The sequence below is a fragment of the Pseudomonas sp. GW822-FHT02D10 genome, from assembly GCF_058802345.1.
In genome coordinates this window covers 23,536-47,812 of record NZ_JBXAOB010000007.1, presented here as the reverse complement: position 1 = coordinate 47,812, position 24,277 = coordinate 23,536, and the positions used below count along the sequence as shown (strand labels likewise).

Here is a 24,277-nt window from a genome sequence, read left to right as displayed (position 1 = left end):
GGGCGTGAATTCGGAACCCGGCATGCAAGCGTTGTTGAACGAGATCCTTGACACGGTTCGCCCCCTGATCGGACAGGGCAAGGTGGCTGATTACATTCCTGCGCTGGGCAGTGTGCCGGCCGATCAGTTGGGCATTGCGGTGTATGGCAATGACGGCGAGCTGTATTGCGCAGGTGATGCGCACACGCCGTTTTCGGTGCAGAGCATTTCCAAGGTGTTCAGTTTGGTGCAGGCCATCGAGCATTCCGGCGAGGCAATCTGGGAGCGACTCGGTCACGAGCCTTCCGGCCAGCCGTTCAACTCGCTGGTGCAGCTGGAGTTCGAACGCGGTCGACCGCGCAATCCGTTCATCAATGCCGGGGCGCTGGTGATCTGCGACATCAACCAGTCGCGATTTGCCGCGCCGGCGTTGTCGATGCGTGATTTTGTACGGCGTTTGTCCGGCAACCCGCAGGTGATGGTCGACAGCAAAGTCGCCGAGTCGGAGTACCAGCACCGCGCACGCAACGCGGCCATGGCGTACCTGATGCAGTCGTTCGGCAACTTCCATAACGATGTGGAAGCAGTGCTGCGCAGCTATTTCAGCCATTGTGCGCTACGCATGAGTTGTGTCGACCTGGCCCGGGCCTTCTGTTTCCTGGCCAATGACGGGTTCTGCAAGCACAGCGGCGAACAGATTCTCACTGCCCGCCAGACCCAACAGGTCAACTCGATCATGGCCACCAGCGGTCTGTATGACGAAGCCGGCAACTTTGCCTATCGCGTCGGTTTGCCGGGCAAGAGTGGCGTGGGCGGTGGCATCGTGGCCGTCGTGCCGGGGCGCTTTACCGTGTGCGTCTGGTCACCGGAGCTGAACCCGGCGGGTAACTCGCTGGCCGGCATGGCGGCGCTGGAGCTGCTAAGTCAGCGCATTGGCTGGTCGGTGTTCTAAGTCTTGCCGGCGGGTTTGGCCACGCGCCGGGTGGTTGGTGCGGTTTTGCGCTTGGTTGTTTTACGTTTGTTCTTCCAGGGTGTCGCACCCTTGCCGGCCGGGCTTGCCGGGCCGCTGATCGTCAGGCGCAGGCCGGTGCAGCGGCCGACCTGTTTGCTCATCCAGGCGGCTTGTTTGGCGACGAACTCTTCAAGGCTCATTTCGCCGCTTTGCACCATGTCCAGCGCTTGTTCCCAGATGGCTGTGGTGCCGGGGTCGGCGATGGCCCGGGGCACGGCATCGATCAGGCTGAAGGCCGGCGGTGTGGCGGCCAGGGCTTTGCCGTTCTTGACCAGATAACCTCGGTCCAGCAACCCCTGAATGATCCCGGCGCGGGTCGCCTCGGTGCCGATGCCGGTGGTGTCCTTGAGCTTTTGCTTGAGCAGCGGATCTTCCACCAGTTTGGCGACATTCTTCATCGCCTTGATCAGGTCACCTTCGGTAAACGGCTTGGGTGGCTGGGTCCAGAGATCCTTCAGCGTCACGTTGGCGACGGCGTAATCCCATCCTTCAGCGAGTGTCGGAAGCATCTGCGGTGCCGGCGCTTCCCGCCCTTTGGCCGGGGCCAACGCTTCAGGCAGCGCGCGCTTCCAGCCTGGCTCGACGATCAGTTTGCCGACCGCCCGCAGCGCTTGTCCGGCGCAGTCGAAGTCAGCCTGGGTGCGGTCGTATTCGTGATTGGGCAGGAACTGCGCCAGATACCGCGCCCGGATCAAGGTGTAGACCGCACGGTGCTTGCCGGTCAGGCGTTCGAAGTTTTTCGCCGCAGCCGTGGGAATGATCCCGTGGTGGGCGCTGACCTTGGCGTCGTTCCAGGCCCGCGAGCGGCGCTGCGGCTCAAGGTAGTTGAGCAGTTCGCCGAGACCCGGATCGGCACGTCCAAGCGCGGCGAGAATGCCCGGTGCTTCGCTGTGCTGACTCAGCGGCAGGTAGCCGCAATCGCTGCGCGGATAGGTGATGACTTTATGGGTTTCGTAGAGTGCCTGGGCAACGTCCAGGGTTTCCTGGGCGCCGAGGCCGAGTTTTTTCGAGCAGATTTCTTGCAGTGTGCCAAGGTCGAATGGCAACGGAGCGGCTTCGCGGACCCGCTCGGTGCGCAGTTTGACCAGCCGCGCACTGGCGGCGTTGCGCATGGCCGTGGCCGCCTCCTGGGCCAGAGCCTGATTCAGGCAACGGTCATGTTCGTCGCAGACGTCTGACGCCGCACGCCATTGGGCGGTGAATGGGATGTTGTCATGCAGCAGTTGTACGTCGATGGCCCAATATGGCACGGGCACGAAATCGGCAATGCTGCGGTCGCGATCCACCACCAGACGCAAGGTCGGGGTTTGCACGCGGCCCACCGGCAGCACGCCTTGATAGCCGGACTGACGCCCGAGCAGGGTAAACAGCCGGCTCATGTTCATGCCGATCAACCAGTCGGCGCGTGAACGCCCGAGTGCCGAGTGATAGAGGCTGAAGGTCTCGGCACCGGGTTTGAGCGACGCCAGGGCCTTGCGAATCGAGGCGTCGTCCAGCGCCGACAGCCACAGGCGCTGGATCGGCCCGCGATAACGACAATGTTCCACCAGCTCACGGGCAATCATCTCGCCCTCACGGTCGGCGTCGGTGGCGATCACCAGCTCATGAGCCTCGCCGAGCAGCCGTTTGACTGCTTTGAACTGGCTGGCGGTTTTGGGTTTGACCAGCATCTTCCACTTTTCGGGAATGATCGGCAGGTCTTCCAGGACCCAGCGCTTATAGCGTGCATCGTAGGCATCCGGCGGCGCGGTTTCCAGCAGGTGGCCGATGCACCAGGTCACTGTGACGTCCGTTCCCAGCCAACAGCCGTCGCCGCGCCGGCTGGCACCGAGCACCGCCGCAATGTCTTTGGCCTGGGAAGGTTTTTCACAGAGAAACAGCCGCATGACCACCATCAGTTATCAGGGTTTGAGAGGTGCACAGCATGCGCGGTGAAGGCAATCGGATCAACCTTTATCTGTATGGATGTACAGTTATGGCGAACTAGCCCCGTTCGTTCACCGACAGCGTTTGAACGCCGGCAGTTCTGGCTTGCGCAACCAGCTCTTCGGTGTCTTCGCCGCCGGGTAGCGCGATGATGATGTCGGGTCGGCTGTCCTGCAGCATGAAGCTGTTGCGCAGACGTTCCGCCAGCTTGCCGTGCAGTTGCCAGTTGGGTGGGTAGCGCACGATGTTGACGCCCAATTCCCGAGCCCAATCTTCGATTTCGCCCCCCAGGAACTGATTGCCTCCATGAATCAGCACGCGCACTTCGTGCAGACGCTGGAAGGCTTCGAGTACTCGGCGACAGGTGCGGGTATCGGCGTAATGGCGCCCCGCGCAGATCAGGACGCGCATCGCAGTTCATCCTTGTCGTCGCCGGGTTGCGGATGAGCTTCGGTCAGGTAGCCGCTGTCGATCTCCCGCTCGCCGGCACGTTCGAGCGCCGGGTAGGCCAGCGCGGCGATGTGGTGATGCACGCGTCGGTAATCGCGCAGCAGCCGTTGAAAGATGTCACCGGATTCGGCCCAGGCGTTTTTGTCCTCGCGCAACGTGCGAAAGTGCTCCCGGCTGGCCGCCGCTTCCAGTCTTCTTACGGTCTCCTTGCGGTTGATCAATTGGTGGGCGGTGGGCAGGTCTTCGCGCAGAAACACGGTGATCGCCAGGCTCAGGCTTTCCAGTAGCGCGTTGTGCAGCGGATAGAGCATGCCCAGTTCGAAGGCCGAAAAGCTCTCGCCACGGCGCAACCGCCGCGCGGCCAACTGCGCGAGGCTGGTGGACAGGATGTCGGCGGCGTGCTCCAGGTTGATCACGAACATCAGGATTTCCTGCGAGCGATCGGCGTCGCTGTCACTGATGCCTTCCTGGCCGATGTCCGCCAGATAAGCACGGATCGCCGCGCTCAGCAGGTCCAGGGATTGATCGATCTGCCGCACCTCATCGGCGTTGGTCTGGTCCGAGGTCTGGAACAGTTGCAGCACGCGGCTGAGCATGACCGAGAGCATGTCGGCCAGCCGCAGGGCTTCGCGTGCCGCGTTGGACAGTCCGATGTTGGCCACTTCAAGGCCGACCTCGTCCAGATACTGCGGCATGCCAGGGTCGACGTCCTGCACCGGTTGCGGCAGCAGACGGGTCAGCAGATTGGCCAGCGGCTCGGTCAGACCGATGAACACCAGCGCCAGCACCAGATTGAACAGGCTGTGCAGGTAAACCACCAGCAGCGCCGGTGCCAGGTCGGTGATCTGGCGGGTCTCGCCGAGCATCGGCACGAAAGGCAACAGCACCAGCGAGCCGGCCACGCGCACCAGCAGATTGCCGACTGGCAAGCGCCGGGCCACGCTGGAATTGGCGTTGAGCACCGAGGGCAGGGCGCCACCGATGTTCACCCCGAGCACCAGCGCCATGCTGGTCACCGGCGAGAGCAGGCCGGTGCCGGCCAGCGAGGCAATCAACAGCACCACGGCGACGCTGGAATGGCAGATCCAGGTCAGCAGCATCGCCACCAGCAAGGCAATGACCCTATCACCGTCGAGGCTTTGCATGATGGCGTGGAAAATCTCTGTGCCTTCCACGGCTCCCAGCGTTGCGCCGAGCATGCGCAGCGCCAGCAGCATCAAACCGAGGCCAATCAGCGCGCAACCGACGCTTTCGTAGCGTGAGTCATCGCGCAGTCGGAAGACGATGAACCCCGCCAGCAGGACGATGGGCGTGACGATCGAAATGTCGACACTGAGCAGCTGCACCACCAGCGTCGAGCCGATATTGGCCCCGAGCATGACCGCCAGTGCAGGCGCAAGGCCCAGGGTGCCAGCGGCGGTGAAGGAGGTCGCCATCAGGCTGACGGCGGTGCTGCTTTGCAAAATACCGGTGATACCGACGCCCGACAGCAAGGCCATCCAGCGGTTGTTCAGGTTTTTTCCCAGCCAGTGACGCAGTGGCGTGCCGAATCCGCGCAACAGCGCCGAAGAAATCATATGGGTGCCCCAGAGCAGTAGCGCGATGGAGCCGGCGAGGTTGATCAATAGAGTAGTTCCCGACATGAGGACTCTCCCTTATTTCGTGTTGCATTTATTTACGGCCCGAGAGCCAGATTGCGCTTTCTTGAATACACCTGAGCTTGTAGGAGCTGCCGAAGGCTGCGATCTTTTGATCTTGATGTTTGGCGGAGCTGAAATCGCCAAAGATCAAAAGATCGCAGCCTTCGGCAGCTCCTACAGGGGCAGGGTTGGCAAGCCCGCCCCTGGAGGGATTGCGGTTCAGTGCATCAGAACCATTGCTTGAAGCGGCGGATGTAGAAGGTTTTCATCAGCTGAGCGAATACGCAGTAGCTGAGCAGAGTACCCACCAGCCATGGGAAGTACTGCCATGGCAGCGGTTGCAGGCCGACCAACGTGCCGAGTGGCGAGAACGGGATGTAGATGCCCAGCGCCATCACCAGCCCAGTCATCAGGATCACCGGCAATGCCGCGGTGCTCTGGAAGAACGGGATCTTCTGGGTCCGCAGCATGTGCACCACCAGCGTTTGCGACAGCAAGCCTTCGATGAACCAGCCGGACTGGAACAGGGTCTGCATTTCCACGCTATTGGCCGAGAACACGTACCACATTAGGGCAAAGGTGGTGATGTCGAAGATCGACGAGGTCGGTCCGATCCACAGCATGAAGCGCCCGATGTTCTTGGCGTCCCACTTGCGCGGTTTGCGCAGGTATTCCTTGTCCATCTTGTCCCACGGCAGCGCCAGCTGAGAGATGTCGTACATCAGGTTTTGCAGCAGCAGGTGAATCGACAGCATCGGCAGGAACGGGATGAAGGCACTGGCCACCAATACCGAAAAGACGTTGCCGAAGTTCGAACTGGCGGTCATGTTCAGGTACTTCATGATGTTGCCGAAGGTCTCGCGCCCCTTGAGCACGCCTTCTTCGAGCACCATCAGGCTCTTTTCCAGCAGGATGATATCGGCCGATTCCTTGGCGATGTCGGTGCCGCTGTCGACCGAAATACCGACGTCGGCGTCACGCAGGGCAGGGGCGTCGTTGATGCCGTCGCCGAGGAAGCCCACGGTGTGACCGTTCGACTGCAAGGCCCTGAGCACCCGGGATTTCTGTAGCGGCGTGAGCTTGGCAAACACCGTGCGTTCTTCGACCCGCAGCCTGAGGGTCGACTCGTCCATTCTCTCGATGTCTTGCCCGAGCAGCGGCGTGCCTGGCTCCAGCCCGACTTCGCGGCAGATCTTGCAGGTCACCACGGCGTTGTCGCCGGTCAGCACCTTGACGGCCACGCCCATATCACGCAACGCGGCAATCGCCGGGCCAGCGGTCTCCTTCGGCGGATCGAGGAAGGTCAGGAAACCGCGAATCACCAGCTCTCGTTCATCATTGGTTTTGTACTGATTTTTGCTTTGGGCTTTCGGGATCTCGCGAGTGGCGACGACCAGCACCCGGAAGCCGTCTTCGTTGTACTCGTTCGCCATCGCCAGCAGCTCTTTGCGACGCGGTTCATCCAGAGCAACGATCACACCGTTCTCGTGGATGTGGCTGGAAATGCTCAGCATCTCCTCGACCGCGCCCTTGCAGACCAGTAGATGATCGTCGCGGCTGTCCTTGACGATGATCGACAGGCGCCGACGGATGAAGTCGAACGGCAGCTCATCGATCTTGCTGTAGGCGAACGGAATCTTGAATGTCGGGTTGCGCTCGGCGAACTGCACCACCGCCTGGTCCATCAGGTTTCGCAGACCGCTCTGGTGATGGCTGTTGAGCCAGGCCAGTTCAAGGATCGAATCGTCGCGCCGGCCACTGATGTCGACGTGGTGTTCGAGGATGATTTTGTCCTGGGTCAGGGTGCCGGTCTTGTCGGTGCACAGCACGTCCATCGAGCCGAAGTTCTGAATCGCGTTGAGACGCTTGACCACGACTTTGCGTTTTGCCATCGCCATCGCGCCCTTGGCGAGGTTGGCGCTGACGATCATCGGCAGCATTTCCGGGGTGAGGCCAACCGCCACCGCGAGGGCGAACATGAATGCGTCGGTCCAGTCGCCTTTGGAGAAACCGTTGAGCAGGAAGACGATCGGCACCATGACCAGCATGAAACGGATCAACAGCCAACTGACGCTGTTCACCCCGCGGTCGAAGGCAGTTTGCACGCGGGAGCCGACGATGGCTTTGGCGAGCGAGCCGAAGTACGTGCGTGAACCGGTCGCGACCACCACCGCTTTGGCGGTGCCGCTGACCACGTTGGTGCCCATGAAGCAGATGTTTGGCAGATCCAGCAGGTTGGACTGATCAGTCGGGGTCGCCGAAGCGGACTTCTGTGCGACGTTGCCCAAGGTGTCGTATTTCTCGACCGGCAAGGCTTCCCCGGTCAGCACGGCCTGACTGATGAACAAGTCTCGGGATTCGATCAGGCGAATATCCGCAGGGATCATATCGCCAGCGGACAGCTGAACGATGTCGCCTGCCACCAGTTCACGCATCGGCACTTCCCGCAGTTTGGGCTTCATGCCCATCTGCTCGCGCCGTAGCACGGTGGCGGTGGTGCGGACCATGGCCTTGAGGGATTCAGCAGACCTGGCTGAACGGTGCTCTTGCCAGAAGCGCATCAGGCCGCTCGCCAGCACCATCACCAGTACGATGATCACGCCAGTGAGATCGGTTTCTTCGCCGTCTTGAAGGGGTAGCCAGAAGTCGGTGACGAAGCTGATGGCGGTCAGTGTCATCAGGACGTAGATGAAGGGGTTGTTGAAGGCCAGCAGCAACTGCACCAGCGCATGAGGCGGCTTGTCGTGCGCCACTTCGTTGAAGCCTTCGCGGTGCAGACGGCCTTCGGCGTCGAGTTCGGTCAGGCCATCCGTGGAGGTTTTCACGTTGGCGAGGGTGACCGCCAGGCCATTCTGCGCCTCACGGGCAGCGCGCATCGACAGCTTGGTGTCGTCGCTGGTGGCGCCCTGGGTGTGTTTTTTCGGGGTTTTTACAGTGGTCATTGCGTGTGCTCCTGCCGCAGGCTTGCGGCACGACACACCGACAACTCAGCTAATTAAAGGCGAGCGAAAGTAGGTCGAGCCGCAAGTAAGCGATCGATTCCGGAAGTGTTGTTTCTTATGCTTTAACGTTCGCTGCATAACCAATAACAACCGGTATGCAGCGAACCTACTACTGGCTTCGTCCATGACAGACTCCAATAAGTTTGTGTGTTAAGCAGGCAATAGGAAGTTGCCGAATTCCTTATAAGAGGAAAATGCTGGTTAGTTGCTTTCAGGTACTTTCAGATTAACTGAAAGTGCGTGCCCCGAGGGACAGGCCCAGCATCAGGCTGGCCTGTTGCAAGAGGTGCGCGAAGCATCGACTCGGTGGTTCCTGGCTTTCGTCGAAGCTCCAACGTTGCTGGAGTTGGCCGGTGGCCGGGCAGACGCGCCAGTTGGCACGCAGGTGAGCCTGAGTGCGCGAAGAAGGGGAGGAAAATGGAGAGCGAACCGCTACAACGCGCTCGCGGCACAGCTTTACGCGCATCGTCGAGGCGAAGGCGCGTACACCTGGCATTACCGTAGATTTGAAGTTCATAACATGCCTCGCAACCGGACTGACGCCGGAGAGGCAAGTTACGTTGGAGCATCAAGCCCTAGCGCAGCTTACCCGACCGAGGAGTCGAGTCCCGTCATTTTCTGGGTTAAATGCCCAGCTCTGCGAATTCGCATCAGCCAGACAGCGTCTAGATACTGTGTCCATTGGATTCTTTAGTGAGTTGAAAAAAAGGCCTGAATTACTGGCCCGCGCAATGTACTCAGGCAGGCCACTGAAGTCAACCTTAAAAGCACTTTGTTTAGGTATTAGACAGGTAGGAAGTGTGGCCAATGGAGGCGGGAGGATACAGCAGAGTCTTTATATTCGATTGTTATCAATGTGGCGGCGGGAAGTGCTCATGACATTACGATTGAATATCATGAGCACCAGGGTTTGCGCGTAATGCTTAATGACTCATGTGCCGGGATATATCCCGGTAAGTATCGCTGTCAGTTGCCGCCAACAGCTTGCTGCCATCCTTGAAGGTGGCGATGAACGTGATCTCGGTATCCTTGCCAGCCATCAGGTAGCCGGCGATCGCCCCGACGGGGCCGAGCAGCATGGCGCCGGCGATGCCGTAGCCAATGGCATCCTTCTTGTTGGTAACGCTCTCCTGGGATGCAACCTCCAGGGTTTTGAATGCCGAGGCTTGCACTTTGACCCCTGGCGCTGGATTGAAGGGTGTTTTCAGCCGGAACGCGCCTTCACGGTACTCACTATCGCCTTGTAGAAAATTGCCTGCCAAAACGTTGATTTTTGCCATGTTGAACCATCCTTGCCCGAACACTACCGGACTCATCATGTCGCGCTTGCAGGGTCAGGACGTCAATAAGCTGGCGATGAAGGGGCGTACCGTCAGTCAGGCAGCAACCACGGGTAATCTGACCTAAACTCTGCTGACAAGAACCGCAGACGCAGTTCTGTGAAGTGAAAGTCCGCCCAGGGCCAACATGGGCGGACTTTTTTATGCTTGTAGGAGCTGCCGAAGGCTGCGATCTGTTGATCTTATTGTTGATCTTTCTGTTGTCTTGAAGCGGTGCTGATTGTGGAAAAGATCGCAGCCTTCGGCAGCTCCTACTGGATCCGTCAGTTTTTGTCCAGGTCCACGTTTTTCGTCTCACGCAGGCAAATCATGCCCACCACCAGGCTCACTCCGGTGATCAGCACCGGGTACCACAGGCCGTAGAAAATATCCCCGGTATACACCACCAGCGCGAACGACACGGTCGGCAGGAAACCACCAAACCAACCGTTGCCGATGTGATACGGCAGCGACATCGAGGTGTAGCGGATGCGCGTCGGGAACAGTTCGACCATCAGTGCCGCCAACGGGCCGTAGCACATCGCGGAAATGATGATCAGCGCCACGATCAGCACAACGATCATCGGTTTGTTGATCAGTTGGGTGTCTGCCTGTTGCGGATAGCCGGCCAGGGTCACGGCACCGCGCAGGGCCGCCTCGTCGAAACCATCGATTTTTACATCGCCAACGCTGACCTGCACCGCGCTGCCAGCGGGGGCGGCTTCGCTGCTGTAAGGCAGGCCTTGTTTGACCAGGAAGGTTTTGACCTTGTCGCAAGGGCTGTCAAAACGCGCCTTGCCCACCGGGTCGAACTGGAAGGTGCAGGTGGCCGGATCGGCCAGCACAGTGATTGGCGCCTGCTGACTGGCCCGGTCGATGGCCGGGTTGGCGTAATGGGCCAGGGTTTTGAAGATCGGAAAGTACAGCGCGGTGGCCAGCAGCAGGCCAAGCATCAGGATCGGTTTGCGCCCGACCCGGTCCGACAACCAGCCAAAGAAGATGAAGAACGGCGCGCCGATCACCACGCTGACGATCAGCAAGGTGTTGGCCAGGGCCGGGTCCATCTTCAGGAATTGGGTGAGGAAGAACAGTACGTAGAACTGCGCCGCGTAGAAGGTCACGGCTTGCCCTGCGTTGATGCTGAACAACGCGATCAGGACGACTTTGAGGTTCTCCCATTGGCCGAAGGATTCACGGATCGGCGCTTTACAGGACTTGCCTTCTTCTTTCATTTTCAAGAAGGCCGGCGACTCGTGCAGGCTCAGGCGAATCCAGGTCGAAATGCCCAGCAGCACAATCGACAGCAGGAACGGAATGCGCCAGCCCCAGACTTCGAACTGATCCCCCGTGAAGTAGCGGCTGCCGAGCACCACCAGCAGCGACAGCAGCAAGCCGAGGGTCGCGGTGGACTGAATCCAGCTGGTGTGGAAGCCGCGCTTGCCGAGCGGTGCGTGTTCTGCGACATAGGTCGCGGCACCGCCGTACTCGCCGCCCAGTGCCAGGCCCTGGAGCATGCGCAGCAGCACCAGAATGATCGGCGCGGCAATGCCGATGCTGGCGTAGGTTGGCAGCAGGCCGACGCAGAAGGTCGCCAGGCCCATCAGGATGATGGTCGCGAGGAACGTATATTTGCGCCCGATCATGTCCCCGAGGCGGCCAAATACCAAGGCGCCGAACGGCCGGACGATGAAGCCGGCGGCGAAGGCCATCAGCGCAAAAATGAACGCGGTGGTGTCGTTGACTCCGGCGAAGAACTGTTTGCTGATCACCGCCGCGAGGGCGCCGTAGAGAAAGAAGTCATACCACTCGAACACCGTCCCGAGGGACGAGGCGAAAATGACTTTCTGGGTTTCCTTGCTGGTGCCGTCGCTGAGCGTCGCGGCGATTGCTTGAGCCTGTTCTGACATGTCGGTATCCCTCACAGTGTTTATTTATTGTTGTTCCACTGTCAGCGCCGGCCTTGTGGGCTGGCGCCGCTCCTGTCGATTCGATGTCCTCTGTTGTTGCATGGTCGACGCCGGATTGCACCCTCTGTAGGAGCTGCCGCAGGCTGCGATCTTTTCCAACGATCACAGGGAGCCTGATCTGACGTCAGATCAGAAGATCGCAGCCTGCGGCAGCTCCTACGCGTGTAGTTCGGTGACTTGGGTATTAAAGCTCCTTGTAGTGGAGGCGAAAATCAGCTGCGCTGCTTTCTCGGCGATCATCAGTGTAGGTGAGCAGGTATTGCCCGAGGTGATGTGCGGCATGATCGACGCGTCGGCAATGCGCAGGCCGGGAATGCCGTGGACCCGCAACTGAGCGTCGACCACCGCGTTTGCGTCGTTGCCCATGCGGCAAGTGCCGACCGGATGGAAAATCGTCGTGCCGATGCGCGCAGCGGCTTCGTGCAGTTGTTCTTCGCTTTGCGAGGCCGCGCCCGGCAGGTATTCGACCGGTTTGAACGGTTGCAAGGCCGGCGCGGCAACGATGCGTCGGGTCAGGCGAATGGCCTCGGCGGCCACGCGCAGGTCTTCGGGATGGCTCAGGTAATTGGGCTGAATCAGTGGCGCCTGCTGCGGGTCGGCCGAACGAATCTCTACTCGGCCACGGCTTTGCGGGCGCAGGTCGCACACCGAGGCAGTAAACGCCGGGAACGCGTGCAAGGGTTCGCCGAAGCGTTCGAGCGAGAGCGGTTGGACGTGGTATTCGAGGTTCGCTGAGGCTTGTTCCGGCCCGGAGCGGGCGAAGGCGCCGAGCTGACTGGGGGCCATCGACAGCGGGCCACTGCGGTCGTACAGATAACGCAGGCCCATACCGATTTTGCCCCACAGGCTGCCGGCGATCTGGTTCAGGGTCCGGGCGTTTTCCAGCTTATAGATCAGCCGCAGCTGCAAGTGATCCTGCAGGTTGCCACCGACCCCATTGAGTTCGTGGGCGACGCCGATTCCGAGGCGTTTGAGCAGATCGCTCGGGCCAATGCCGGAACGTTGCAGAATGCTCGGCGAGCCGACTGAGCCCGCGCTGAGAATGATCTCCTGGCGGGCGGCGAAGGTTTTTTCCTGGCCTTGCCAGCGGGCGCTGACCTTTGATGCACGGCCGTTTTCCAGCAGCACGCGGTCGACGTCGACGTTGGTCAAGACGGTGAGGTTAGGCCGATGGCGAATCGGTTTGAGAAAGGCCTTGGCGGCATTCCAGCGCACCCCGGCTTTCTGATTCACCTGGAAGTAACCGCAACCTTCGTTGTCGCCCTGATTGAAATCATCGATGCTGGCAATGCCGCTTTGCTCGGCGGCGCTGCGGAAGGCGTCGAGAATCGGCCACGACAGCCGCTGGCGCTCGACGCGCCATTCTCCGGCGGCGCCGTGAAACGCCGAGTCGCCGGCAAAATGGTTTTCGCTTTGCTTGAACAGCGGCAACACGTCGTTCCAGCTCCAGCCGGGGTTGCCCTCGGCGGCCCAGCGGTCGTAATCACCCGCCTGGCCGCGCATGTAGATCATGCCGTTGATCGACGAACTGCCGCCCAGCACCTTGCCGCGCGGGTAGCTCAGGCTGCGGCCTTGCAGGCCGGTTTGGGCTTCGGTCTTGAAACACCAGTCGGTGCGCGGGTTGCCGATGCAGAACAGGTAACCGACCGGTATGTGAATCCACGGATAGTTGTCGCGCCCGCCGGCTTCAAGCAGCAGCACCCGGTGTTGCGGGTTGGCGGAGAGTCGATTGGCCAACAGACAACCGGCCGGCCCGGCGCCGACCACGATGTAATCGTATGCATCAACGGCAGGTTGCATCCATGACCTCGCAGCGTGTTGTTCTTATTGGGATCCATCCTAGTTGTTAGTTTTCGGCAAAAGAATGTTAGTTTTTACTCAGCTACTGTGCGTTTTTAAACAGAGATCGACTCCCACGCATGCAAGGAAGGCTGATGTTCGACTGGAATGACTTGCGGTTTTTTCTCGAATTGCAACGCAGCGGCCGCTTGCTGACCGCCGCCCGGCGCTTGAAAACCACTCACGCCACTGTGGCGCGGCACATCGAGGCGATCGAAACCAGCCTCGGCACCGCGCTGTTCGTCCAGCAAGCCCAGGGTTACCAATTGACCCCGGCCGGTGAAGCACTGCTCAAACACGCTGAAGCCATGGAAAACGTCGCCTTGCTGGCGCAGGAGGAAATCACTCAGTCCAGCGCGCCGCTGGGCAAGATCCGCGTCGGGGTGACCGAAGGCCTGGGGATCATGTTCCTCGCCAGTCGCATGCAGGGCTTGTTTGATCGCTATCCGGGGCTGGAAGTGGAGCTGGTGGCGGTGCCGCGTTTCGTCAGCATCCTCAACCGTGAAGCCGAGATCAGCATTCATCTGGAACGCCCGACCGCCGACATGCTGGTCACTCGCAAACTCACCGATTATCGTTTGGCGCTCTATGCCAGCCAGGCCTACCTCGACCGCTCGCCGCCGTTGCGCAGCCGCGAGGACCTGGCGCGACAGGCGTGGATCGGTTACGTCGATGATCTGTTGTTCAGTCAGGAATTGATGTTCCTCAACAGTTTTTGCCGCAGCCCTCAGGTGGTGTTTCACAGCACCAGCGTGATTGCCCAGCAGCAGGCGGCGCGCTCGGGGTTGGGGATCGCCGTGCTGCCGTGCTATATGGCTAGTAGCGACCCGGGATTGGTGCCGCTGCTGCCGGCTGAAAGTATTCAGCGCAGTTACTGGATCAGCACTCGCCGTGAATTGCATAAGTCGGTGCGGTTGCGGGTGTTGTGGGATTACGTGGTGGGGTTGTGTGATAGCGAGCAGGGGGTGTTGCTCGGCCAGCCCCCAAACGCGTAGGAGCTGCCGAAGGCTGCGATCTTTTGACCTTGGCGGCCTGATAGCCGACCAATCTCTTGCGGATGTACACAGTTCAACTGTGGGAGCGAGCCTGCTCGCGATGGCGGCCTGACAGCCGACCCATCTCTTGCAGGTGTACATATCCATTCCTGCGGTAACGGCCGCTTAGGGTTTCGCCCTGACGGCGACTCACTTTTTTTACAAGCGCCTAAAAAAAGTAAGCAAAAAAACGCTCGCCCCAAGCGTCCGGCCCCTCGCTTAGGCTCGGCGTTCCTTCGCTCCGGCATTCACCAGGGGGCATCGCCTCCGGTCTGCTGCGCGACGACCTCCTCTCGATGTGTCCGGCTTCGCCGTACGGCGCTGCGCGCCAACCCCCTGATGAACGCCTGCACTCAGCCTCCCGAAGGGGCGGGTAGATCAAAGTCAAAAGCTGCAGGCGAGCTAACGCTCGGCCTGTTGAGTGGTGGGGGCGGTGTGTGTCGCTTTGTCTTGTTGCCTTTTTTTGTAGGAGCTTAGCTTGCTCGCGATGACGGCCTGACAGTCGACCACTCACTTACAGATGTACGTCAATCAAAACTGCGGGAGCATGGCTTGCCGGCGACGCCATCGCGGGCAAGCCTTGTCCCTATGGGATTACGGGGTGATTTCGAACGCGGTGCTTCCCAGTCGCTCGCCATTGACCATGATGTGTATCGCATGCGTGCCCGCGTAATGCCTGCGGGTGGTCAGCTCGCGGATCTGCTGGGCGCGGCTGAGGGTTTGGCGGGCGTGGGCGGGCAGGGTGAGGCCCTTGAGTTTGAAGATTTTCGCCGAGGTTGCGCCTGAGGCTTTGACGTAGTCGATGGCGTAATCGACCACCAGTCGCTGGTTGCCGCTGGCGGTTGAATGCAGGTCGAACGAGAGCGTGATGGTCTCGCCGAGACTGATCACCGCCGGTTCAACCTTGAGGTTATCGATCTGGACCTCGGGTTTACCGCCAGCGCCGATGATTGCCAGTGCCCGTTGGTTGCCCTGTTTGATCAGGCTGCGCAGGGCATGTTTGGCGATCCACGCGGTGCGCGGGTTTTCCATTGACCAGCCTTCAATCAGGCTCAGCACCCACTCGGGGTGGTCCTTGGTGATGTCGTTGAGGTGATTGGCTACCGACTTGCGCACGTAAAGGCTGCTGTCGGCCTTGAGGTTGTCGAGGATTGCTGCGGCCAGCGTCGGGTCGGCTTGTACCTGTTCGAGGCGAAACGACCACGGCAGGCGCGGGCGGCTGCCTTCGCTGGCCAGGCGACGGACGTGTTCGTTGCCGTCCAGCGACCATTCGCGCATCAGCGCCAGCGATCGCTCCAAGTCGCTGCGCAGGAAATGCCGGATCGCGAACTCCGAGGATCCGAACGCGGTGAAGTACTTGAGCGCATCCATCGACAACTCGAACGCGTGAACACCATAAGTGGCGACATAGTGGGGCAGGAACATGCTGACGAAGCTGCTGTTCAGGCGCGGTGCAAGCGGGCGCAGGATCTCCAGCGTCTGCTCATAGCTCAGCGGCAACACCGCGTGCAGGCATTCACCGACCCGTGCCATGCGCTGCATCACCGACAACTCGCCCAGGCCGTCATTGGCCCGTTTCAGGAACGCCTTGGCGTTGAACGCCGGGTACACCGCGCGCATTTCGGTGGCGATGTGTTGCAAGCGCTCGGCGTTGAAAATTTCCTTCAGGGCCGGGGAGGATTGGTCGGCGCTACTCATCATGGATTCCTTTCAGCATTTCAGATCAAAAGATCGCAGCCTGCGGCAGCTCCTACGGGGAGCGCGATCTTTTCGGGGTTCAAGGTTTGCCCGTCTCTTCCTCAAGCTGATCCGCCTCGAACAGCCGCGCCAGTTCAGCCCGGGCTTCCTGGGCGGTCTGCATGACTTTCGCGGCATCATCGTAGATCGCGTGCTGGGCCTCGAGCACTTGTTCGTCGTGATGCTTGAACGTTTCGATGCGGGCATCGGCCTGGGTCTTGCTCAGGCCCAGACCGAGCAAGGTTCGGCGACTCATTTCCAGGCTTGAATAATAGGTTTCCCGGATCGCCTCGGCACCGAGGTCGACCAAGCGGTGCACATGCTGACGGTTACGCGCGCGGGCGATGATTTTCATGTGCGGGTAGAGCTTGTGCACCAACTCGGCGGTCTTGATGTTGGTGTCCGGGTCATCGGTGGCAATCACAAAGAATTCCGCCTGCCCGACCTTGGCCGCGCTGAGAATCTCCGGGCGCATCGGGTCACCGTAGAACACTGGCACGCCGCCAAAACTGCGGGACAGTTCGATGGTTTCAACCGAGGTGTCGAGGGCGACGAATTTGATTTTCTGTGCCCGCAGAATCCGCGCGACGATCTGCCCCATACGGCCCATTCCGGCGATTACCACGCGGGGAGCGTCGGTGTCGATTTCGCGCAAATGTGGCGGAACGGCGACGGGCTGGATTTTCGATTTCACCAGTCGGCCGCACATCAGCAGCAACAGCGGTGTCACGGCCATGGACAGGGTGATGGTCAGCACCTGCAGGTCGTACATCCGTGGGTCGAACAAGCCCTGATCGCGGCCGATCTTGAACACCACGAACGCAAACTCACCACCCGCCGCCAGCACGATGCCCAGGCGCAGCGCGCTCAGCCGACTCAGGCCACCGGCCAGCCGACCGACGACAAACAGTAGCGGCAGTTTGAGCATGATCAGCAGCAGGGTCAGGCCCAGCACCGTCGCCGGGGCGCTGAACAACAGGCTGATATTGGCGCCCATGCCGACACTGATGAAAAACAGCCCCAGCAGCAGGCCCTTGAACGGTTCGATCTGCGCTTCCAGTTCATGGCGGTACTCCGAGTCCGCCAGCAGCAAGCCGGCGAGGAATGCACCAAGCGCCATCGACACGCCGACCAGGTCCATCAGCCACGCAGTGCCGATCACCACCAGCAGCGCAGTGGCGGTCGAGACTTCCGGCAGACCGGTTTTGGCGACAACACGAAACACCGGCCGCAACAGGTAACGACCACCGATCACCACCACGGCGATGCTGCCCAGCACCCGCAGGACATGGTTCAAGTTCTCGGCCGCCGTGGAGGTGTGATCACCGCCGGCGAGCAGCGGCACCATGGCGATCAGCGGGATCGCCGCGATGTCCTGAAACAGCAGAATGGCAAACGCCAGCCGCCCGTGAGGGCTGGTCAGTTCCTTGCGTTCGGCGAGGCTTTGCAGGCCGAACGCGGTGGACGACAACGCCAGCCCCAGACCGAGCACGATCGCACTGTTGAGCGCCTGGCCAAACACGTAGAACGCCAGCACGCCGATCACCGAACCGGTCAACAGCACCTGCGCCAGACCGACGCCGAACACGGCTTTGCGCATCACCCACAGCCGTCGCGGCGACAGCTCAAGGCCAATGATGAACAGCAGCAAGACCACGCCGAGCTCGGAAATATGGCTGACGCGTTGCGGGTTGCCGATCAATCCCAGCACCGAGGGCCCGATGATGACCCCGGCCAGCAGATAACCCAACACCGCACCTAATTGCAGGCGTTTGGCCAAAGGCACGGTGAGCACCGCCGCGAACAGAAAGACGACAGCGGCTTGCAACAGGTTGCCTTCATGGGGCATGGCTTACTCCTGGGAATACGTAGAACGACACACATTGCGGACAATCATGGGTCACAAGGGCGGACAGGATAAAGGCTGGGTCGGCATCAGTCAGTCATGAGTGCCGGCTATCGCGGATTGCTGCGTTACATTTTGCATCAATTTGTTGCATTCATAGGATAAGCTGATCAATTCGTTTGCCGGTGAGTGGGCATCATGGCCATCAATTTCGACCTGAATGACTTGCAGGCTTTTCGCGCGGTGGTCGAGCAGGGCAGCTTTCGCAAGGCCGCCGACACGGTGCGCATCTCCCAGCCGGCGTTGAGTCGACGGATTGAAAAGCTCGAAGACGCGCTGGGCGTCAAACTGTTTGAGCGCACCACTCGCCGGGTCAGCCTGACGCAAGCGGGGCGCGCGTTTGCCCCCAGTGTCGAGCGGTTGCTGGATGATCTGGATGTGGCGTTACTGGGGATCAGCGATGTGGCGTCGACGCGTTTGGGCTACGTCACTGTGGCCTGCGTGCCGTCGGCCGCCTACTACTTCATGCCGCGGGTGGTCGCCCAATACCATCAGCGATTTCCACGAATCAAGGTCAAGGTGCTCGACTCCAGCGCCCATGACGTACTAAGTGCGGTGGTCAATGGCGAAGCGGATTTCGGCTTGAGTTTCATGGGCACGCTGGAGGCCGAGGTCGAGTTCGAACCGCTGGTGCAGGAACGTTATGTGGTCGCTTGCCGACGTGATCACGCGTTGGCCAACCGCGCAAGCGTGAGCTGGAGCGAGCTGTACAAGCAGGATTACATCTCCCTCGACAAGACTTCGGGCAACCGTTTTCTGCTGGATCAGGCGCTGAGCGGGATCGTGCCGGCGCGTCAGAGCATCTGCGAAACTCGACATGTCACCACGATGATCGGCCTGGTCGAAGCCGGGCTGGGTATTGCTGCGGTGCCGTTGATGGCGATGCCCGGCAATGACCACCCGATTCTGACCCATGTGCCACTGACCGACCCGCAAGTGATGCGCAGCGTCGGCCTGCTCAAACGCCGGGGGAGGACGTTGACGCCTGCGGCGTTGGAGCTGGAGCGCTTGATCGTCGAAATGAAGGTCAACCAACCGCCAGAAACGGCCTCAGCGCAGATCGTCTGAGGCCGGTGTCGGGCTTAGCGGCTGACCGAATCCAGTCCGGTTGCCGTGACCTCTGGCTGGGCGGCCGGGGAGGCGAGGTAGTCGAGCAATACCTTGGCTTGCGCCGGGTGTTGCGCACCGACCGGAATGCCAGCGGCGAAGCGTGTGACTGATTGCACGGATTCCGGAATCTTGCCGACGAATGTCACACCGGGCACCGGGAGCAATTCACTGACCTGTTGGAAACCCAGTTGGTAGTCGCCCGTGGCAACCACAGAAGCCACCGGGATTTTCGGCACCATGGTCGATTTGGCTTTGAGCTGCGGCTCGATACCCAGGCGCTTGAACAGCTGATCCTGTATGTACACACCGCTGGCGCTGTCGGAATAGGCCACGGATTTGGCATTGAGCAATGTCGCCTTCAGCGCCTCGACCGAGCCGATGTCCGGCTTCGCCGCACCCGCGCGCACCACCAGGCCAATCCTCGAATCGGCCAGTTCAACCCGCGACCCGGGCAAGACCTTGCCTTGCTTGATCAGCTCATCGAGGGCGTAGCCGACCATGATCACCACATCGGCGTGCTCGCCACGGGCCAACCGGTTGGGGATCGCTTCAGGCGCCTTGCCCATCGACGGGCCGAGCGCCGTATCGAGCGTGTTGCCGGTGGTGGCGGCGAACTTCGGACCGAGCACTTTGTAGGCGGCCGTGAAGCCACCGGAGGTCATCACGCGCAGTTCTTCAGCCTGGGCAACGCTGCTCAGACCCATGGCGCCGATCAGGGTCAGCGCCGCGAGGTTCAGTAATGTTTTCATCGACACCTCTCTGTCAGGGGTTGGCTTATTGCACGGCGGCTTGCAAACGACCGGTCGAGCGCCGGTATAGGTAAAGCGTTGCGCACAACGCACACAGCGCGGCGAAACTCATCCAGTAACCGGGGGCGGCCTTGTCGCCTGAGTATTGAATCAAGAAGGTCGAAATCGCCGGGGTGAAGCCGCCGAATACCGCTGTCGCCAGGCTGTAGGCCAGAGAGAAACCGGCCACGCGAACTTCCACCGGCATGATTTCGGTCAGCGCTGCAACCATTGCACCGTTGTACAAACCGTAGATAAACGACAACCACAGCAGTACCAGCAGCATGTTGATGAAGCTCGGAGCCTGGACCAGGTACGACAACGCCGGATAGGCCGTGGCCAAGGTCAGCAACGTCATGGCCAGCAACACCGGGCGCCGGCCGATGCGGTCCGACAGTGCGCCGCCCAGTGGCAGCCAGCAAAAGTTCGACACGCCGACCAGCAAGGTCACCAGCAACGCATCGGCAGTGCTCAGGTGCAGCACGGTTTTGCCGAAGGTCGGCGCATAAACGGTGATCAGGTAAAACGCGGTGGTGGTCAACGCCACCATCAGCATCCCGGCGATAACGATCTGCCAGTTCTGCAGCAGCGTGCCGAACACCTGACGCATGCTTGGGCGGTGGCGACGGGCAGTGAACTCTGCGGTTTCTTCGAGATTGCGCCGCAGCAGGAAGATGAACGGCACGATCATGCAACCGACGAAAAACGGAATGCGCCAGCCCCAGTCGGCAATCACCGTCGCCGGCATCCATTGATTCAGCGCATAGCCCAGCGCGGCAGCAATGACGATCGCCACTTGCTGACTGGCCGACTGCCAACTGGTGAAGAAACCCTTGCGGCCCGGTGTGGCGATTTCCGCCAGGTACACCGACACGCCACCGAGTTCCGCGCCTGCGGAGAACCCCTGAAGCAGGCGGCCGATCAACACCAGCGCCGGGGCGAACAGGCCGATGGTCTCGTAGCCGGGCACCAGCACAATCAGAATCGTGCCGCTGGCCATGATCGACAGGGTGACGATCAAACCTTTGCGGCGGCCGACGTCGTCGATGTACGCACCGAGAATCACCGCGCCGAGCGGGCGCATCAAGAAGCCTGCGCCAAACACCGCGAAGGTCATCATCAACGAGGCGAATTCGCTGCTGGCAGGGAAGAACGCCGCCGCAATATACGTGGCGTAGAAGCCGAAGAGGAAGAAGTCGAACTGTTCCAGGAAGTTGCCCGAGGTGACCCGGAAAATCGCACTGGCCTTGCTGCGAGCGGATGTCGCTGGCGGATGGGTTGTAGCCTGCATGTTTTGTCTCCCGCGCTTTTTATGACATGCGCAACGTGGCGCATGGATCTTATTAGGGCGGGATACTGGAGCAGCTCGATCGATATGATAAGTGCATATTTAACATCTATTGATGCGTGCAGATTATCAGTGCGGCAAGGTCAATCGTGGAATCATCGCTACAGTGAGGTGTGAGCGTTTCGAATGACTGGACGCAATCGCGGTCCCAGAACGGGTGCCATGAATTCACTGGAGGAATACCGATGCTGCATCAAAAAAAACGGGTTGCCATGGCGGTACTGGCGAGTCTTGTCGTTATCTGCCCGATGGTCCTGGCCGATGATCCCGTGCAAGCCAGCGTCCAGGCTTCGCCGATCAATGCGCGTAATCTGCAAGTCGGCGATCATGCGCCGGACATCTACAGACGCTATGAAAAAGCCTTGGTCAACTGGAAGAGTCACGGCTTGAAAACCCCGCCAAGCCAGAGCCAATGGGTGCAAGTCAACGACAAGTACATGCTGGTGCATACCGGCAACGGGCAGATTCTGGCGGTCATGCCGATCGAGCGTTGAACCGCTGCCCGCACCAGCATCTTCAACAGGATTGCCCTGCAAGGCGAAATCTGAGAAAACGCGGTCCGTGTTTGGGGTCATCGCTAATGAGAGAGCAGTAATGAACGAAGAATTGCAGGTCATCGACCTTGAAGTGGGCGATGGCAAAGCGGCCGTCAAAGGCGCCTTGATAACCACCCAGTACCGCGGCTTTCTGGAGGACGGCACACCGTTCGATTCTTCCTGGGATCGCGGTAAACCTTTTCAATGCGTGATCGGCACCGGCCGAGTGATCAAGGGCTGGGATCAGGGCTTGATGGGCATGAAGGTTGGCGGTAAGCGCAAATTGCTGGTGCCAGCGCACCTGGCCTACGGTGAGCGCTCGATGGGCGCCATCACACCCAATTCCAATCTGATTTTCGAGATTGAATTGCTCGAAGTGTTGACGCGCGACGACTGACCGATTCGTGGCGCGGTCAACGGTTCTTAGATAAATAGCTCGATATCGTCAAGGGTGTCCGAGATGACGGGTTCAAGAGAGGGGAATCGCGCCTTTGCTAGCTCAAAGGCTGTGAGTACCTTCTCTACCTCCAGCTGACCGTGTCGGCGCGCCACATGACCAAGGGCTGTGATGGCCGCTGATGCAACGTTTTCACTCTCGTTGTTCAAATAGTGCAGACAAGTGTTCTGAGCCCACACGCTGTCCGGCTCGTTGAGGCCGATGGAAATCAGTGCTGCGATAACGTCCGCCTCATTTCCTCCAGCAAGAAGGGAGGCCGCCTTGTCGTGGTTCATAGATGGATCTTGATAGAGCAAGCTCACTTTTTTACTCCCTGAATGTTGCCTTTGTTATCGACCGTTCCAGTTTTGATCAGAGCATTTTTCATGTCCTGATGGAGTTTATCCCACGGTCTTACGTGACCGTGATCCGATAGGTCTGAGAGGCTTGCATATGAAATAGCTGGGATCAGGGCCTGGTGGGAATGAAGGCCGGCGGTAAGCGCAAATTGCTGGTGCCAGCGCACCTGGCCTACGGTGAGCGCTCGATGGGCGCCATCACGCCCAACTCCAATCTGATTTTCGAGATTGAATTGCTCGAAGTGCTGACGCGCGACGACTGACCGCTGTTACGCCAGACCGTTGAATATCGCAACGCTTGAGGACGCCGCTACAGGCATTTACGGGGCACCACGTCAGGTAAATCGGCGAAGGTGCCCCGCGAGCGTTCGATATGGCTGCCGGTCGCCATGCATAGCTACCGTCGTGTGGTTCGACACTTTTCCCGCTCTTCCAGCAGCTGCGGCATCAGCTCGGCGATGTATTTCCTGGCGTGTGCCGGTGTCTTGATTTCCGAAAATCGCTTATGCGCATCGTCCTTGCCGACAAGTGAACGGTGAGCCTTTTTCAATACATACAGAAAGGCCATCAAGTTAGTGCCATCGCGCAACGGCTCATCGTTGCGTGAATTTGAAAGTGTCACACTCATTTCCCAACTCCTTGTGGGCAATCATTACGACAAACACCGGTGATCAAGGACGATAGCGTCGACGCCTTTCGATCTCTATCGGTGAGGGGAGCAATGTCAAAAAACGCCTCAATGGTCGCCAGCACTGAGCTGTGGTCATACAAGGTATGGTCGACTAGCCCTTTCTCCACCCAAGGGGAGACTATGATCGCCGGTACGCGCACACCGTAAGTGTCAAATTTGAAACCATACTTGTTCAGGGATAGACCCGCGCCATCATTCGGCGGAGGTGCACTTCTGGGTGTTGCGGAGTCGTAAAAGCCGCCATGCTCATCGTAGAGGATGACCAACAAGCTGTTATTCCAGACCGGCGAGTTGCGTATCGTGCTGTAGACACGTGCAACCAAAGCATCGCCTTGTGCAAGGCTGTCCATGGGGTGCTGCGAGCTTCCGCCCTCGTAGGAGCCATTGGTGCTGTCGCCATAGCTCGGTTCGATGAATGTGTATTTCGCCGAATAGCCCGCGGCGAGGTCCTTTTCAAGGTGCGCCAGGTTATCAACGTCGAAGGGGCTGATTCCTTTCAATGAAGCGACTTGGGGCACACGACCAAAGTCCGGCCCGAACTCGTCCTGGTAAAGACGGTAACTTCCCTTGCCGAGAGCGTCGAAGATCGAGCCCTTTGGGTAACAGAACCCATCCGAGCCTTCCCACTCGGCCATTTCCGGGGAGCTTGGCGAATGATCAAGACCCGCCGACGACGCGCCGTGAAGGAAATACCGATTCGGCCATGTTGGCCCCGGCATCGAAGAGTGCCAGCAGTCGCACAGCACGAATTCGCTTGCCAGTTGGAAGAGTGCCGGCGCTTGTGTCTTCGTGTCGATACCGAGGATGACTTTGCCAACATCAGCGAGCTGCGGTGGTTCGCCTTCAGTGTGTGTCGTCGCGTAGTTAGACACATAGCCGGAGTTGTTAATTGGCGGGTAAGCCTTGTCCCGCTGGAACTGGACACCTGGCCCGCATAGCTGCTCGACGACGTCGGTAAATTCGTGCCCTGGACCGGTTGGCATCTGCTCGGGGGCGCCGCCCCCAAACGGGTATTGCTTGCCACCATAAACATTGATGTTTGCTGACGTCGCAGCGTTGATACCCGGTATACCGGATAACGCGAACATGTGGTCGAAAGACCTGTTCTCCAGCATCAATACGAACACGTGCTGAATGCTGGCCGCGTTCGCTTGTGTGGTCGTGGTGTTTGCGCTCATCAAGCCTCTCCCTTTGCTGG

General features: G+C 59.9%; 20 protein-coding genes and 1 pseudogene. 6 read left to right on the top strand and 15 right to left on the bottom strand.

All coding sequences use genetic code 11. The annotated features are described in order from the left end of the window. Positions 1–22: 22 nt before the first annotated feature. Positions 23–931 (top strand): glutaminase B, encoded by a 909-nt coding sequence (glsB, locus tag AC1RPZ_RS13405; protein WP_493137763.1) that lies wholly within the window; start codon positions 23–25, stop codon positions 929–931. Here glsB and AC1RPZ_RS13400 read toward each other — a convergent pair. From AC1RPZ_RS13400 to AC1RPZ_RS13365, 8 genes are all read right to left on the bottom strand, one after another. Next, positions 928–2,877 (bottom strand): DNA topoisomerase III, encoded by a 1,950-nt coding sequence (locus AC1RPZ_RS13400; RefSeq protein ID WP_493137526.1) that lies wholly within the window; start codon positions 2,875–2,877, stop codon positions 928–930. The two genes, glsB and AC1RPZ_RS13400, sit on opposite strands and share 4 nt — an antisense overlap. Positions 2,878–2,974: 97 nt before the next feature. Then, complete coding sequence (locus tag AC1RPZ_RS13395; protein WP_493137525.1) at positions 2,975–3,328, bottom strand: DUF2493 domain-containing protein; 354 nt, start codon at positions 3,326–3,328, stop codon at positions 2,975–2,977. Next, positions 3,316–5,010 (bottom strand): Na/Pi cotransporter family protein, encoded by a 1,695-nt coding sequence (locus tag AC1RPZ_RS13390; protein WP_493137524.1) that lies wholly within the window; start codon positions 5,008–5,010, stop codon positions 3,316–3,318. The genes AC1RPZ_RS13395 and AC1RPZ_RS13390 overlap by 13 nt, the downstream gene beginning before the upstream one ends. A gap of 224 nt (positions 5,011–5,234) precedes the next feature. After that, positions 5,235–7,949: a magnesium-translocating P-type ATPase gene (gene mgtA, locus AC1RPZ_RS13385; protein ID WP_493137523.1), complete on the bottom strand. Its 2,715-nt coding sequence runs from the start codon at positions 7,947–7,949 to the stop codon at positions 5,235–5,237. A gap of 286 nt (positions 7,950–8,235) precedes the next feature. Further along, positions 8,236–8,526, bottom strand: a complete 291-nt coding sequence (locus AC1RPZ_RS13380) for a hypothetical protein (protein ID WP_493137522.1) — start codon at positions 8,524–8,526, stop codon at positions 8,236–8,238. 406 nt (positions 8,527–8,932) lie between these two features. After that, positions 8,933–9,289: a hypothetical protein gene (locus AC1RPZ_RS13375; protein WP_493137521.1), complete on the bottom strand. Its 357-nt coding sequence runs from the start codon at positions 9,287–9,289 to the stop codon at positions 8,933–8,935. A 323-nt stretch (positions 9,290–9,612) separates the two neighbouring features. Next, positions 9,613–11,235 carry an MFS transporter gene (locus AC1RPZ_RS13370; RefSeq protein WP_493137520.1) on the bottom strand — a complete coding sequence of 541 codons (1,623 nt, stop codon included), beginning with the start codon at positions 11,233–11,235 and terminating at the stop codon, positions 9,613–9,615. Positions 11,236–11,451: 216 nt separating this feature from the next. After that, on the bottom strand, positions 11,452–13,095 hold the full coding sequence (locus tag AC1RPZ_RS13365) for a GMC family oxidoreductase (protein WP_493137519.1): 1,644 nt from the start codon (positions 13,093–13,095) through the stop codon (positions 11,452–11,454). Between the two features lie 134 nt (positions 13,096–13,229). Here AC1RPZ_RS13365 and AC1RPZ_RS13360 point away from each other — a divergent pair, with 134 nt between their 5' ends. Further along, on the top strand, positions 13,230–14,129 hold the full coding sequence (locus tag AC1RPZ_RS13360) for a LysR family transcriptional regulator (protein ID WP_493137518.1): 900 nt from the start codon (positions 13,230–13,232) through the stop codon (positions 14,127–14,129). Between the two features lie 633 nt (positions 14,130–14,762). Here AC1RPZ_RS13360 and AC1RPZ_RS13355 read toward each other — a convergent pair. Both AC1RPZ_RS13355 and AC1RPZ_RS13350 read right to left on the bottom strand, forming a co-directional pair. After that, entirely contained in the window at positions 14,763–15,866 is a 1,104-nt protein-coding gene (locus tag AC1RPZ_RS13355) for a DNA alkylation repair protein (RefSeq protein ID WP_493137517.1), read from the bottom strand. Between the two features lie 79 nt (positions 15,867–15,945). Continuing rightward, positions 15,946–17,754: a monovalent cation:proton antiporter-2 (CPA2) family protein gene (locus AC1RPZ_RS13350; RefSeq protein ID WP_493137516.1), complete on the bottom strand. Its 1,809-nt coding sequence runs from the start codon at positions 17,752–17,754 to the stop codon at positions 15,946–15,948. A 195-nt stretch (positions 17,755–17,949) separates the two neighbouring features. On the opposite strand from AC1RPZ_RS13350, the gene AC1RPZ_RS13345 reads away from it, so the two are divergent. Continuing rightward, positions 17,950–18,879: a LysR family transcriptional regulator gene (locus AC1RPZ_RS13345; RefSeq protein WP_493137515.1), complete on the top strand. Its 930-nt coding sequence runs from the start codon at positions 17,950–17,952 to the stop codon at positions 18,877–18,879. A gap of 14 nt (positions 18,880–18,893) precedes the next feature. Here the strand turns inward: AC1RPZ_RS13345 and AC1RPZ_RS13340 are convergent, their stop codons facing one another. After that, complete coding sequence (locus AC1RPZ_RS13340; protein ID WP_493137514.1) at positions 18,894–19,670, bottom strand: substrate-binding domain-containing protein; 777 nt, start codon at positions 19,668–19,670, stop codon at positions 18,894–18,896. Between the two features lie 25 nt (positions 19,671–19,695). Continuing rightward, a complete protein-coding gene (locus AC1RPZ_RS13335) occupies positions 19,696–21,000 on the bottom strand; it encodes an MFS transporter (protein WP_493137513.1) in 1,305 nt (434 codons plus the stop codon). Positions 21,001–21,242: 242 nt separating this feature from the next. On the opposite strand from AC1RPZ_RS13335, the gene AC1RPZ_RS13330 reads away from it, so the two are divergent. Both AC1RPZ_RS13330 and AC1RPZ_RS13325 read left to right on the top strand, forming a co-directional pair. After that, positions 21,243–21,551 carry an RcnB family protein gene (locus AC1RPZ_RS13330; protein WP_493137512.1) on the top strand — a complete coding sequence of 103 codons (309 nt, stop codon included), beginning with the start codon at positions 21,243–21,245 and terminating at the stop codon, positions 21,549–21,551. Between the two features lie 100 nt (positions 21,552–21,651). Then, positions 21,652–21,990, top strand: coding sequence for an FKBP-type peptidyl-prolyl cis-trans isomerase (locus AC1RPZ_RS13325; protein ID WP_493137511.1), 339 nt, complete (start codon positions 21,652–21,654; stop codon positions 21,988–21,990). A gap of 26 nt (positions 21,991–22,016) precedes the next feature. Here AC1RPZ_RS13325 and AC1RPZ_RS13320 read toward each other — a convergent pair whose 3' ends face one another. Beyond that, the gene (locus tag AC1RPZ_RS13320) at positions 22,017–22,352 is read right to left on the bottom strand and encodes a hypothetical protein (RefSeq protein ID WP_493137510.1); all 336 of its coding nucleotides are present in this window, start codon (positions 22,350–22,352) and stop codon (positions 22,017–22,019) included. A gap of 140 nt (positions 22,353–22,492) precedes the next feature. On the opposite strand from AC1RPZ_RS13320, the pseudogene AC1RPZ_RS13315 reads away from it, so the two are divergent. Then, positions 22,493–22,651: pseudogene (locus AC1RPZ_RS13315) on the top strand (FKBP-type peptidyl-prolyl cis-trans isomerase); the annotation flags it as partial. Between the two features lie 134 nt (positions 22,652–22,785). Here the strand turns inward: AC1RPZ_RS13315 and AC1RPZ_RS13310 are convergent. Together AC1RPZ_RS13310 and AC1RPZ_RS13305 are read right to left on the bottom strand one after the other, a co-directional pair. Further along, positions 22,786–23,016 carry a hypothetical protein gene (locus tag AC1RPZ_RS13310; RefSeq protein ID WP_493137509.1) on the bottom strand — a complete coding sequence of 77 codons (231 nt, stop codon included), beginning with the start codon at positions 23,014–23,016 and terminating at the stop codon, positions 22,786–22,788. Next, entirely contained in the window at positions 23,013–24,257 is a 1,245-nt protein-coding gene (locus AC1RPZ_RS13305) for an alkaline phosphatase family protein (RefSeq protein WP_493137508.1), read from the bottom strand. The genes AC1RPZ_RS13310 and AC1RPZ_RS13305 overlap by 4 nt, the downstream gene beginning before the upstream one ends. Positions 24,258–24,277 lie beyond the last annotated feature (20 nt).

Excerpts from the sequence above, each read along its gene's own strand:
- glsB (WP_493137763.1), top strand. The coding sequence starts at position 23 with ATGCAAGCGTTGTTGAACGAGATCCTTGACACGGTTCGCCCCCTGATC.
- AC1RPZ_RS13400 (WP_493137526.1), bottom strand. The coding sequence starts at position 2,877 with ATGCGGCTGTTTCTCTGTGAAAAACCTTCCCAGGCCAAAGACATTGCG.
- AC1RPZ_RS13395 (WP_493137525.1), bottom strand. The coding sequence starts at position 3,328 with ATGCGCGTCCTGATCTGCGCGGGGCGCCATTACGCCGATACCCGCACC.
- AC1RPZ_RS13390 (WP_493137524.1), bottom strand. The coding sequence starts at position 5,010 with ATGTCGGGAACTACTCTATTGATCAACCTCGCCGGCTCCATCGCGCTA.
- mgtA (WP_493137523.1), bottom strand. The coding sequence starts at position 7,949 with ATGACCACTGTAAAAACCCCGAAAAAACACACCCAGGGCGCCACCAGC.
- AC1RPZ_RS13380 (WP_493137522.1), bottom strand. The coding sequence starts at position 8,526 with ATGAACTTCAAATCTACGGTAATGCCAGGTGTACGCGCCTTCGCCTCG.
- AC1RPZ_RS13375 (WP_493137521.1), bottom strand. The coding sequence starts at position 9,289 with ATGGCAAAAATCAACGTTTTGGCAGGCAATTTTCTACAAGGCGATAGT.
- AC1RPZ_RS13370 (WP_493137520.1), bottom strand. The coding sequence starts at position 11,235 with ATGTCAGAACAGGCTCAAGCAATCGCCGCGACGCTCAGCGACGGCACC.
- AC1RPZ_RS13365 (WP_493137519.1), bottom strand. The coding sequence starts at position 13,095 with ATGCAACCTGCCGTTGATGCATACGATTACATCGTGGTCGGCGCCGGG.
- AC1RPZ_RS13360 (WP_493137518.1), top strand. The coding sequence starts at position 13,230 with ATGTTCGACTGGAATGACTTGCGGTTTTTTCTCGAATTGCAACGCAGC.
- AC1RPZ_RS13355 (WP_493137517.1), bottom strand. The coding sequence starts at position 15,866 with ATGAGTAGCGCCGACCAATCCTCCCCGGCCCTGAAGGAAATTTTCAAC.
- AC1RPZ_RS13350 (WP_493137516.1), bottom strand. The coding sequence starts at position 17,754 with ATGCCCCATGAAGGCAACCTGTTGCAAGCCGCTGTCGTCTTTCTGTTC.
- AC1RPZ_RS13345 (WP_493137515.1), top strand. The coding sequence starts at position 17,950 with ATGGCCATCAATTTCGACCTGAATGACTTGCAGGCTTTTCGCGCGGTG.
- AC1RPZ_RS13340 (WP_493137514.1), bottom strand. The coding sequence starts at position 19,670 with ATGAAAACATTACTGAACCTCGCGGCGCTGACCCTGATCGGCGCCATG.
- AC1RPZ_RS13335 (WP_493137513.1), bottom strand. The coding sequence starts at position 21,000 with ATGCAGGCTACAACCCATCCGCCAGCGACATCCGCTCGCAGCAAGGCC.
- AC1RPZ_RS13330 (WP_493137512.1), top strand. The coding sequence starts at position 21,243 with ATGCTGCATCAAAAAAAACGGGTTGCCATGGCGGTACTGGCGAGTCTT.
- AC1RPZ_RS13325 (WP_493137511.1), top strand. The coding sequence starts at position 21,652 with ATGAACGAAGAATTGCAGGTCATCGACCTTGAAGTGGGCGATGGCAAA.
- AC1RPZ_RS13310 (WP_493137509.1), bottom strand. The coding sequence starts at position 23,016 with ATGAGTGTGACACTTTCAAATTCACGCAACGATGAGCCGTTGCGCGAT.
- AC1RPZ_RS13305 (WP_493137508.1), bottom strand. The coding sequence starts at position 24,257 with ATGAGCGCAAACACCACGACCACACAAGCGAACGCGGCCAGCATTCAG.